Consider the following 10,916-nt stretch of genomic DNA (forward strand, 5'->3'; position numbering starts at 1 on the left):
GCAACTCCTCAGTTTGATAACTGATACAATTGTTTCAACTGTAACTCCCAAACCAACTACGAACAAAGGATCTTTTCCACATCTGCTCATCCTTTTGTAAACAAATATTAATTTCGCCAGCCGTATCAAAGTTGGGGGATTTAGGGGGCTGCAATAAAATCAGATAATCGCCCTTCATTCCTTAATTCAGCAACGCCTACGATTGTTCCTAATTCATACTGGTGTCAGGCAACCAGTTAAGTTCCTTTCTCATATAAACATGGAGCTGATTAATCTCCTCGTTTTCCAGGATTTCTAATATGGCTAGATTCAAGTTGCTCTGGACATCATAGTAGAGCTTGGGCTCAATCACAAATACCCGAATTTTAATCACCCGAGCATTCTGTTCAAGGCGGGAAAATACAACTTTAATTTTATCCTTGTTCACGGCATCGATAGTCGGAATTGTTTCTTTAATAGCCTGACAAATTAGCCTAGTTTGCTTGGCCGAAATCCCATCAATTTTCAGAGTTAAATTTATGCCCCACTGAACTGTCTCGCCAGTCTTATCTGACCAATTTGCAAAAATTCCAGAAATCATTTGAGAATTGGGAAGTTTTTTGATATAACCCCAATCAGTAATAAGAAGCCTTGTACTTCTCAGACCAATATTGAGTATCTTAACCCTACCACTTACTCCGTCCAATACTATCACGTCACCGGGTTTATAGAGACCATCAGCGTAGATAATCACTGTACAACACCAGTCATAGACAATGTCTTTGAATAACAAACCTATGGCGACACCTGCGCCACCCAGTAGACCGATCAGTGCACCGGCAGATGACCCCAACAAAATTTCACTGGCTTTAATGGTAGCAATCACGATTGCTGCGATCTGAAAAAGCTTTGGGAAGTAGGGGACGAACAAATCGTCGAGTTCAGTTTCAGTGTTTGCCGCTAATCCGGCTAGAAGCTCCCCCAGTAGTGGAGCAGCACGGTAAAGAATATAGGTGGCAATGAACAGAATGCTCACAAACATAATCTCGGGGATTTTCTGATTCTGTTCAGGAGTAAGATGGGTGGCCACAACTAGATGTACTAGCCATAGTCCAGCGATCCAAATTAGCCAGCCTAATGGTGCCCTAAGAATCCTAATGAACTCATCGTCTAGGGTGGTTTCTGTACCGCTAGTCAGACCCTCGAGTCTGTGAATGATTATTGAAGTGAACAAGCCTCGCAATATATGGGTGAAGAGGAGGATGAGCACCACAATAACTATCGTGGTAACAGGAATGTTGGGGAGCTGGAAGTCGGACTCAAAGATCTTTTCTTTGATTAGGTTGATTCTATTGTTGAATGTACTCTTAAGGTTTTCCATGGTTTCAACCAAAATAAAACAGCAGAGATCAACCTGTGCCTAGCTAAATGGCAAGTCGATGGCAAGTCTGTTGATGGATTGATTTTACTATAACTGAAGTTCCCCCAAAGTTTGAGCTACTCGAAACCTCAATCCCAAGCTCTGTGGCGTTCCTAGGCTTGCCGGTACTTATTGCTACTGGGTACAGTATTATTGATAATGCTCACAACGTTGAGCTGAAGGGCGTTTGAGCGATGCAGCGCGGTCTTGGGGGTTTCCCCCATGAGCGACTGCATCAAGAAGCGATTTGGTTCTCAAATAAAAATGCGACCAGTGCCTATAGTTGGATTATATTCCAATTGCAGACATACTTCAAGAACCAACATGGGTACACAATTTTTGGGACCAATCATGCTTATCCCTTATGGGGAGAGGCTTTAACTGGTCTAGTAGTACAAATGAACGGGGGAACTTCAGCTATAAGTGGGGAATTTACCGAATCCTGCTAGGTATGCAATAAATATGATTTAGAGCAATTGCCCGTTTGCGCAGCACCCTAGGAGCCAGTTTGAAACGTGATCGGCTCTCCTAGACTGATTATAGTAAATGGTTTAAATGAGCGATTACCCCTTAAATAGCAAGGGATTCAATAAACTAAAAATGCCATGTCTTGATCCACCCTTCGCGACTGCATCAAGACATGGATGTTGAATTCCGCGAAGGATTACTAGCTATTGGTTTGTTTAGCGATCGCGAATCAACTTCCCAGTTCGGTTGATTAGAGCCATGGGCTTGTAGAATCAAAGGTCCTGTCCCCATAGTTTCCAGGGTCCTGCCAGGAACAGATGCCCAGAGCTCGAATAGGGATGCAGCCGCGCTGCATCCCTTGTTCAAAGGATTGCTAGGATTTATATGCCACCTCAGTAACTAAATTTTCCTTAACCTCACTAACTAAATTTTCCTTCAGCTGTTTGTAGTCTTGGAGTTCCTTTCTCAGATCAACATGCAGGTGATCAATCTCCTCTTTCTGGATGATTTCTAATATGGCTATGTTCAAGTCATTCATGGCGGCCAAATAGAGTTTTCTATCAATCACAAATACCCTAACTAGAATCACACGAGCATTCTCTTCAATGCTGGACAATACAACTTTCATTTTCTGCTTGTGCAATCCATCGATAGTCGGAATTTTGGCTTTAATAGCCTGACAAAGTCTGGTAGTTTGCTCCGCTGAAATTCCATCTATTTTCAGAGTTAAATTTATTGCTCCCAACTCCAACGTATCGCCAGGATTCTGTGACCAATAATTGACCACAACTCCACCAATCATTTTAGAATTGGGAATTTTTTTGGTACCACCAACAGTAAGAAGACGAACCTTTGTACTTCTCAGACCAATACTGAGTATCTCAACAAAACCATTTATTCCGTCCAATTTTACCCAGTCACCGGGTCTATAGAGACCATCAGCATAGATAACCACTGTACAAAACCAGTCATAGATAATGTCTTTTAATAACAAACCTAAGGCGACACCTGCGCCACCCAGTAGACCGATCAGTGCACCAGCAGATGCCCCCAACAAAATCTCACTGGCTTTACTGGCAGCAATCAGGATTGCTGCTATCTGAAAAAGCTTTGGGAAGTAGGGGACTATCAAATCGTCGAGTTCAGTTTCCGTGTTTGCCGCCAATCCGGCTAGAAGCTCCCCCAATAGTGGAGCAGCACGGTAAAGAATATACGTGACAATGAACAGAGCGCTCACAGAGAGAATCTCGAGGATTTTCGGATTCTGTTCAGGACTAAGATGGCTTGCCACAACTAGATAGACTAGCCATAGTCCAGCGATCCAAATTAGCCAGCCTAATGGTTGCTTAAGAATGCTAATGAACTCATCGTCTAGGGTAGTTTCTGTACGGCTAGTTATCAGCTCGAGTCTGTGAATGATTATTGAAGTGAACAAGCCTCGCAATATCTGGGTAAGGAGGAGGATGAGCACCACAATAACTATCGTGGAAACAGGAATGTTGGCGAGCTTGAAGTCGGAATCAAAGATCCTTTCTGTGATTATGTTGATTGTAGTGTTGAATGTACCCTGAAGGTTTTCCATCGTTTGGACCAAAATACAGTAACATAGATCGACCTGTGCCTAGCTAAATGGCAAGTCGATCGCAAATCGATTGGCGAAACGATTTTACTATAAGTTGCGAATTTAGCGAATCATGCTAAGTACCTGGACAAAAATAAACCTCACTTCTTGATGCAAAGCGCGAGTGGGGGAAACCCCCTGTTCCCTTGCTGCATCGCTGTATTAACTTGTGTAAAGTTGCCAAAAGTCCGTCTGCTCCCAGCTCCGAACGCGCCCCGCGTGGCCCACGGCCTCAGTCCCTGCTCCCTATTTCAACAGTTAATTTTACTTTTGTCCGACTACTTAGGTATGTAATAAACATGATTGACACCAATTGCCCGTTTGGGCAGCACCCTAGGAGCCAGTTTGAAAGGTTTACTATCTGGGGTGCATCTCATACAGCGGTTTTCAATTCGGTCAGGTACAAATTCTTGAGGTGCGACCCGTGGCGAATTTAATTCGCCACGGGTCGCACCTAAAAGCGATGCAGCTTCGAAGGGAGCCAACGCTGCATCGCTTGTTCAAAGCATTGCTAGGATTTAGATACCACCTCACTAACTAAATTTCCCTTCATCTGTTTGTAGTCTTGAAGTTGCTTTTCCAGCTCAATATGCAGGTGATCAATCTCCTCTTTCTGCAGGATTTCTAATATGGCTATGTTCAAGTCTTGCTGGGCAGCATAGTAGAGGTTGGTATCAATCACAAATACCCTAACTAGAATCACGCGAGCATTCTCTTCAATTTTGGAAAATAAAACTAACATTTTTTTCTTGTGCAAGCCATCGATAGTCGGAATTCTTTCTTCAAGAGCCTGACAAATTCGGATAGTTTGCTCCGCTGAAATGCCATCAATTTTCAGAGTTAAATTTATACCCCACTCAAATCTCTCGCCAATCTTCTGTGACCAATTTTCCACAACGCCAGCAATCATTTTAGAATTGGGAACTTTTTTGATAGAACCCCACTCAGTAAGGCGAAGTGTTGTACTTCTGAGACCAATACTGACGATCTGAACAAAACCATTTACGCCGTCCACTCCTACCCAGTCACCAGGTTTATAGAGACCATCAGCGTAGATAATCACCGTACAACACCAGTCATAGATAATGTCTTTGAATAACAAACCTAAGGCGACACCGGCACCACCGAGTAGACCGATCAGTGCACCAGCAGATGCCCCCAACAAAATCTCACTGGCTTTAATGGCCGCAATCAGCACTGCTGCGATCTGAAAAAGCCTTGGGAAGTAGGGCACGAACAAATCGTCCAGTTCAGTTTCAGTGTTGGCCGCCAATCCGGCTAGAAGCTCTCCCAGTAGTGGAGCAGCACGGTAAAGAATATAGGTGGCAATGAACAGAGCACTCACAAACAGAATCTCGGGGATTTTCTGATTCTGTTCAGGAGTAAGATGGGTCGCCACAACTAGATGTACTAGCCAGAGTCCAGCCAGCCAAATTAGCCAGCCTAATGGTCGCCGAAGAATCCTAATGAACTCATCGTCTAGGGTGGTTTCTGTACCGCTAGTCAGACGCTCGATTCTGTTAACGATTATGGCAGTGAACAAGCCTCGCAATATCTGGGTGAGGAGGAGGATGAGCACCACAATCACTATCGTGGAAAGAGGGATGTTGGCGAGTTTGAAGTCGGTATCAAAGATCCTTTCTTTGATTACGTTGATTGTATTGTTGAATGTACTCTTAATGTTTTCCATAGTTTCGACGAAAATGCAACAGCAGAGATCGACCTCTGCCTAGTTAAATGGCAAGTCGATGACAAGTCGATGGCAAGTCGATTGGTGAAATGATTTTACTATAAGTTGCTAATTTACCCAATAGTGCTGGGTATGCAATTGGGATTGTGTCCGCAAACAGGATTTAGAGCGATTGGCGGTTTCCGCAGCACCCTACGAGCCAGTTTGAAACGTTTATTATCCGTTTTTAGGAAAACTATTCGGTCAATCAACGCTGGAATTTACCGAAAAGTATTAGCTAGTAAAAGACGGCGGAAATACCGACTGCATCAAGACATGGATGTTGAATTCCGCAAAGGATTACTAGCTATTGGTTTGTTTAGCGATCGCGAATCAACTGCAACCAATCAACTGCCCAGTTTGGGTTGATTAGAGCCATGGGCTTGTAGAATCAAAGGTCCTGTGCCCATAGTTTCCAGGGTCGTGCCAGGAGCTGATGCCGAGACCTCGAATAGCGACGGGTGCGCCGACCTGAGGGGTTCCCCCCACTCGCGCTTTGCATCAAGACAAGCATCAAGACAACCCAGTTACTCCTGCTTGGCCAGACTTGTCAACCCAACTTGTAAACAATTAATTACCTATAAACGGCTAGTTTAACTTGAAACTAAAACTTGATCATGTGGTAGACCTCCCAGGCTGACTAGTCTATAGTCATCTCGTAAAGACGGACATAATACTAGCATGTTCTACTTGTGATATGGGTACCCTATTTCTAAAATTAATCTAAATTCTCTTGTGTAGATGGCGAAAACAATACCCTATTGATTTGTTCTATGCCTAGCCCATCTCCCCATCTCCCCATCTCCCCATCTCCCCATTTCCCCATCTCCCCATTTCCCCATTTCCCCATCTCCCCATCTCCCCATCTCCGGGGCCCCACACTTTTATGATGGGTATTCAACCCGACTTGATATGAGGGGGATGAGGGGGATGAGCTTGTGCTCAGCAAGTAACATCACCATCAAGCAACTTGCTATCAGGAACTTTTGCACTTTTGCCTAACTTCTATCTGTATGATTTGCACTGATTCGCTGATTGACCAAACTAGCTCGTTATTGATTAAGGCTATTCTCAGTAAAAACTCATTAAGCTAGGATTTAATAGATTCATGTATACTGGAAATATCTAGGACTTAATGAGTAGTTTAAAATGCCCATTGACAATCTATAAAAATTTGCTCTTGGGACGTTAACACTACCGATACTGTGTCAATAAATATAGTCAATATTGATATCGTATGTGATAGGATTCGATTCCTAATTAGTTTGTCAGCCCAAAACTAATCCTATTTCAAAATCACCCTATTTCAAAATCACCAATTACCCATTACCTTTTCCCCAGCTCATGAACCTTTCATCCTCGACATCTCAAAATCTGCCCCAGTCCAAGAGAAAGCTAGGACTCAGGTTAGGGATTGGGGCAATAGTTCTAGTGACAGCTGCCTTAATTTTACTATTTACGCCCGTTGGGTCTTGGCTGAAGCTGGAAAATCTGAGATGGCTTCAGGAAAGCATGGGTATTTTTGGACCACTGGGGTACATTTTAATTTATATTGTTGCCACAGTACTAGCTGTTCCTGATGCGATTTTAACCTTTTCGGCTGGTGCTCTGTTTGGACTAATGCTGGGTACTTTGTGGACTGTGATTGGTGCTACTTTGGGAGCAACGGCTGCGTTTATGATTGCTCGCTTTGTTGCTGGTGATTGGGTTAAGTATAAGTTTCAGGACTCTCGTTTGGAGCAACTCAGTGAGGGCATTGAGAAAAATGGTTTTTGGTTTGTGCTCTCAATTCGCCTCGCGCCAATTTTTCCATTCAATGCGGTTAACTATTTGTTCGGCTTAACACCAATTCCTCTACCCACCTATGTGATAGCCACCGCAGTGGGAATTATCCCGGCTACCTTTGCTTATGCTTGGTTAGGTCGCAGTGGTCTGGAAGCTATCAGCGGTAGTCCCCCCTGGCAAATGATCGCAGCACTAGTTGTATTAGCGGTGCTATCTACCACCCCCCTACTTTGGAAACAATCAAGACTTAGGCAATAACTCTGCTTGTAGGGTGTGTTAATAACAGACCCTACACCATCAGGGCGAATATAAAAGCGAATAAAAGTCGAGTTTTGCCTAAGTCCTGACCCTAAGTCCTAAGAATTTAAGGTGATTAAGGTAGAAGATTGATGAGATTGAACATATTGCTGAAAAGACGAAGCCTTTGGTTAGCGATCGCGCTATTTATTTTGGTCCTATTGTGTTACTCGACTCCTGTCAGAGCCTTATTTAACCAAAGGTTCCTAGTGCAACAGTTGCAAGAATTAGGCCATTGGGCAATCTGTTTATTTATCCTGGTTTATGCTCTGGCAACGGTTTTAGGAATTCCTGGCACAGTACTGACTATCGCTGGTGGTACAGTGTTTGGTTTAGTTTGGGGTACCTTCTGGTCTGTTATCGGAGCAACCTTGGGGGCATTGGGAGCATTTTGGGTAGCGCGTTACCTATTGCGAGATTGGGTTGAATACAAGTTCAGGCATCATAAAGCATTGGTCAGCTTCAATCAAGCAGTGATGCAGACACCCCTGATGTTTGTCTTAGCAGTACGCTTTGCCCCCATTTCTCCTTTTAATGTAGTGAATTTCCTGTTTGGTCTAACCCCGATTGGCTCGGTAGAGTATACCCTTGGCACTTTCTTTGGGATTATTCCTGGTACCCTCGCCTATACTTGGCTGGGAGTAACTGGAGGGGAAGCTTTGCAAGGAGGCGATCGCTTACCATTTTTCCTAGCACTGAGTTTCCTAGGTATACTGTCTGCCTTGCCACTGTTGGCAAAGCGAAAAAAGAAATAGTCTTCCTGTTGCCCATTCTCCTGTCCCATTCTCCTCATTTTCCCATCTTTCCCATCCTCCCGATCTCCCCTATCAATCCCAGGAAGTACCATGGCAAGAAAGCAACGTGGTATCAGTGGGTCAATAGGGTAAAAAATTTTCTGATCAACTACCCCGACTTGCTAGGCTTTTCCTGAAACGTATCCGTAAGACAAGTAAAGAATAAGAGAGGGATTTACGGGAATCTGTTATATTTGTTAATATGAAGGGTGTAACCCCTCATCTTTTCCCTGTCTTGATGCAATAGCGAGTGGGGGAAACCACGGCAGTCGCTCATGGGGGGAACCCCCTTTGGCGGCGCTGCCTCCCCTGTTCCCTTGCTGCATCGCTGAGGTAAGGGGAAAAGGAAGGTTCTGTCAGTAGTTCCTTTTAACTTAAACTTTACTCGTTAAAGTTTTTACCTTAATTTTTGAAACGTTAAGTTTTCACAAGTCCCGTGAGACCGAAGGTGAGTGCTTGCCATTCGTTTTGTATAGCAAGACACTTAAGGTGCGCTTTCCAAAAGCGCACCTAAAAGTGTTTTTCACCAAGTGTTTTTCACCAAAATTTAACATTTTGGGGGATATTTACTATACAATACTGAGGATAGCCTTCCCAAGATTTTCACAATGTGTGATTAAACTTCGCGATTGACTCCAAGAACATCTCAACCAGAATACTAATTTTCTATGCATGTTGATAGAGATGAGTGTCTGTTAATAGGTCATGGGTAATAGGTAATAGGTAATAGGTAATAGGTAATAGGTAATAGGTAATTGCGATATACAAGTGGTGTTTAATAGCAGCCATAGTATGATCCTCAATTGTAAATTGGCAATTACCTATTATCAGTTACCGATGATATATACCCGAATAACTATGTCTCTCCGACCTTAGACATAGGCGTTGAAATTAGGTTTAAGGTTAAGTGGGGTAACGCTTCCATAATCGTTTTCACACCTATGTCTATTACTAATAAAATATCCACCCTTGGCGACTTTGAGCTTGGCAGGAAATGACTAAAGAACAGTATTCTAAAAATTGGTTCAATGGACAATCGTTCATTATTACTTTTTGCCTGTTACCTTCTCTAGTAATTATCTTAGGGGTAATCAGCATGTTTATCGAAAACAACAATTTTCGATTGACGGATTCATCAACAATTATTGTAAATCCAATAGAATCACTGATTAGTTGGTTCAAAGACACGTCAGAACCAAAAAACTCATTATCAAGTGTTGCTAAAACTAGTTCTGAACAACTAGTATATAAAGCTTCACTGCTCAATAAACTAATGCTAGCTATTATAACTGACTATGAAGAAACTGGACTAGGGATAGGGATAGGGATAGACAATATTAAGCCTGGCTTTGAAGCCATTGGTTTTACCTTTAACCAGGGAGAAAATATTCATAATCAAATTAATTTGATAGGCAACAATACGGGGGGCACAGTATTAATTAATCTCCTGGGAAATGTTAACAATATAACTCAAGCCTCGATCGCCACTAAAATTCCCTATAAATACTCTCATGAAAGCCAAGCTGCTTTACTTTTAGGATTATTCATTAGGGTAGTATCACCGGAATGGGAAAATGGTATAGATTGGATTAACTATGGCTTGAAAGAAGTTAGTGAAAACCATAAAAATTTATTAATCACGGAACAAAAAAACTATCAGATTCACTTAAGGGTTGACCGGGAGGGGGATTTGGTAATTCTCACTATAAAATCCCGCTCTAAATCCTAAGTGAACAGTAATCTTTAATTGTGTCGGACTACACAAGTGTTGAATCGAGTAATACTCACATCTTGCACCATTCTCAATAAGCTTGCTTCATGTAGGGTGGGCAGTGCACCAGACAGATAATGAAGCTTGCAAAGCGCGTTGGTAGGCACTGCCCACCCTAAGATTAATGACAATGGTGCAAGATCTCAGTCATAAACGTTTACCAAAATGGCTGATGTCTGTAGATATTTGTTTTTTTTGGGAGATGACAACAGTAAAAATGCAACAGAAACGTTTATGCTTCTGTTGCTTTTTACGTAATGGTTAACAGTTAATGATTCGATTCAGTTTTGAGAGTTTTCAACCCTTAACACAAACAACCTGCTTCAGAGTTGCCACTACCTCAACTAGATCTGACTGATTAGCCATCACTTGATCAATTGGCTTATAAGCACCTGGGATTTCATCGATAACGTCCTTATCCTTACGGCACTCAACACCTTTAGTTTGCTCAACTAAATCATCAACGGTGAACTGCTTTTTTGCTTTGCTGCGAGACATCAAACGACCAGCACCATGAGCACAGCTGCAGTAGCTGTCATGATTGCCTTTACCCTTAACAATGAAAGACTTTGCCCCCATGGAACCAGGGATGATACCATAGTCGTCGGTACGAGCTCGCACTGCTCCTTTTCGAGTAACATAAACCTCTTCGGAGAAATGCACTTCTTTCTCGGCATAGTTGTGATGGCAGTTAACTGATAACAAGGGCTTGAACGACTTACCACCAGCCAGATGTTTCTCTACAATTCGCTTGAAGCGAGCCATCATGATATCGCGATTGTAACGGGCATAGTTTTGCGCCCATTGCAAATCCCGCCAGTAGGCAGCAAATTCAGGGGTTCCTGCGACAAAGTATGCTAAATCTCGGTCAGGAAGGTGAGTATGTGCCAGCTTTGCTAATTCTTTAGCTTCCTCCGCTAGACATGCCCCACACCTCAATGCGCAGCATGAGTGTGGGAACGAAGTTACCGCAAGAATAGGGCAGCCTTTATGGTTGGTCGGCTATGCGTAAAAGGGTTAAAACTTTATGATTAAGGCTGCCCTAATAAACA

Annotated in this window: 11 protein-coding genes; 4 read left to right on the plus strand and 7 right to left on the minus strand. The window is 42.9% G+C overall.

Features of this window, described 5'->3' with window-relative positions:
- Window positions 1-208: 208 nt before the first annotated feature.
- The 4 genes from F6K57_RS30825 to F6K57_RS30840 form a co-directional block, all read right to left on the minus strand.
- Window positions 209-1,360, minus strand: coding sequence for a mechanosensitive ion channel domain-containing protein (locus tag F6K57_RS30825; protein WP_293071974.1), 1,152 nt, complete (start codon window positions 1,358-1,360; stop codon window positions 209-211).
- Between the two features lie 880 nt (window positions 1,361-2,240).
- Window positions 2,241-3,449 (minus strand): mechanosensitive ion channel domain-containing protein, encoded by a 1,209-nt coding sequence (locus tag F6K57_RS30830; RefSeq protein ID WP_293071975.1) that lies wholly within the window; start codon window positions 3,447-3,449, stop codon window positions 2,241-2,243.
- Between the two features lie 317 nt (window positions 3,450-3,766).
- Window positions 3,767-3,973, minus strand: a complete 207-nt coding sequence (locus F6K57_RS30835) for a hypothetical protein (protein ID WP_293071976.1) — start codon at window positions 3,971-3,973, stop codon at window positions 3,767-3,769.
- A 26-nt stretch (window positions 3,974-3,999) separates the two neighbouring features.
- Complete coding sequence (locus F6K57_RS30840) at window positions 4,000-5,178, minus strand: mechanosensitive ion channel domain-containing protein (RefSeq protein ID WP_293071977.1); 1,179 nt, start codon at window positions 5,176-5,178, stop codon at window positions 4,000-4,002.
- Between the two features lie 105 nt (window positions 5,179-5,283).
- Between F6K57_RS30840 and F6K57_RS30845 the strand changes: the two genes are divergently transcribed.
- On the plus strand, window positions 5,284-5,586 hold the full coding sequence (locus F6K57_RS30845; protein WP_293071978.1) for a hypothetical protein: 303 nt from the start codon (window positions 5,284-5,286) through the stop codon (window positions 5,584-5,586).
- Window positions 5,587-5,935: 349 nt separating this feature from the next.
- On the opposite strand, the gene F6K57_RS30850 is transcribed toward F6K57_RS30845, so the two are convergent.
- Complete coding sequence (locus tag F6K57_RS30850; protein ID WP_293071979.1) at window positions 5,936-6,067, minus strand: hypothetical protein; 132 nt, start codon at window positions 6,065-6,067, stop codon at window positions 5,936-5,938.
- A gap of 494 nt (window positions 6,068-6,561) precedes the next feature.
- On the opposite strand from F6K57_RS30850, the gene F6K57_RS30855 reads away from it, so the two are divergent.
- The gene (locus F6K57_RS30855) at window positions 6,562-7,260 is read left to right on the plus strand and encodes a TVP38/TMEM64 family protein (RefSeq protein ID WP_293071980.1); all 699 of its coding nucleotides are present in this window, start codon (window positions 6,562-6,564) and stop codon (window positions 7,258-7,260) included.
- A gap of 131 nt (window positions 7,261-7,391) precedes the next feature.
- The gene (locus tag F6K57_RS30860) at window positions 7,392-8,054 is read left to right on the plus strand and encodes a TVP38/TMEM64 family protein (RefSeq protein ID WP_293029771.1); all 663 of its coding nucleotides are present in this window, start codon (window positions 7,392-7,394) and stop codon (window positions 8,052-8,054) included.
- Between the two features lie 705 nt (window positions 8,055-8,759).
- Here F6K57_RS30860 and F6K57_RS30865 read toward each other — a convergent pair.
- Window positions 8,760-8,882, minus strand: coding sequence for a hypothetical protein (locus F6K57_RS30865; protein WP_293029767.1), 123 nt, complete (start codon window positions 8,880-8,882; stop codon window positions 8,760-8,762).
- Between the two features lie 205 nt (window positions 8,883-9,087).
- Here F6K57_RS30865 and F6K57_RS30870 point away from each other — a divergent pair, with 205 nt between their 5' ends.
- A complete protein-coding gene (locus F6K57_RS30870) occupies window positions 9,088-9,822 on the plus strand; it encodes a hypothetical protein (RefSeq protein ID WP_293071981.1) in 735 nt (244 codons plus the stop codon).
- A 339-nt stretch (window positions 9,823-10,161) separates the two neighbouring features.
- Here F6K57_RS30870 and F6K57_RS30875 read toward each other — a convergent pair whose 3' ends face one another.
- A complete protein-coding gene (locus F6K57_RS30875) occupies window positions 10,162-10,803 on the minus strand; it encodes an RtcB family protein (protein ID WP_364304733.1) in 642 nt (213 codons plus the stop codon).
- Window positions 10,804-10,916 lie beyond the last annotated feature (113 nt).

This window comes from Moorena sp. SIO4A5, from assembly GCF_010672005.1.
Taxonomy (GTDB): Bacteria; Cyanobacteriota; Cyanobacteriia; order Cyanobacteriales; family Coleofasciculaceae; genus Moorena.

Bases quoted from the DNA above. Each gene is read 5' to 3' on its own strand.
- F6K57_RS30855 (WP_293071980.1), top strand. From the start codon at position 6,562: ATGAACCTTTCATCCTCGACATCTCAAAATCTGCCCCAGTCCAAGAGA.
- F6K57_RS30860 (WP_293029771.1), top strand. From the start codon at position 7,392: ATGAGATTGAACATATTGCTGAAAAGACGAAGCCTTTGGTTAGCGATC.
- F6K57_RS30825 (WP_293071974.1), bottom strand. From the start codon at position 1,360: ATGGAAAACCTTAAGAGTACATTCAACAATAGAATCAACCTAATCAAA.
- F6K57_RS30870 (WP_293071981.1), top strand. From the start codon at position 9,088: ATGACTAAAGAACAGTATTCTAAAAATTGGTTCAATGGACAATCGTTC.
- F6K57_RS30865 (WP_293029767.1), bottom strand. From the start codon at position 8,882: ATGGCTGCTATTAAACACCACTTGTATATCGCAATTACCTATTACCTA.
- F6K57_RS30850 (WP_293071979.1), bottom strand. From the start codon at position 6,067: ATGGGGAAATGGGGAAATGGGGAGATGGGGAAATGGGGAGATGGGGAG.
- F6K57_RS30830 (WP_293071975.1), bottom strand. From the start codon at position 3,449: ATGGAAAACCTTCAGGGTACATTCAACACTACAATCAACATAATCACA.
- F6K57_RS30840 (WP_293071977.1), bottom strand. From the start codon at position 5,178: ATGGAAAACATTAAGAGTACATTCAACAATACAATCAACGTAATCAAA.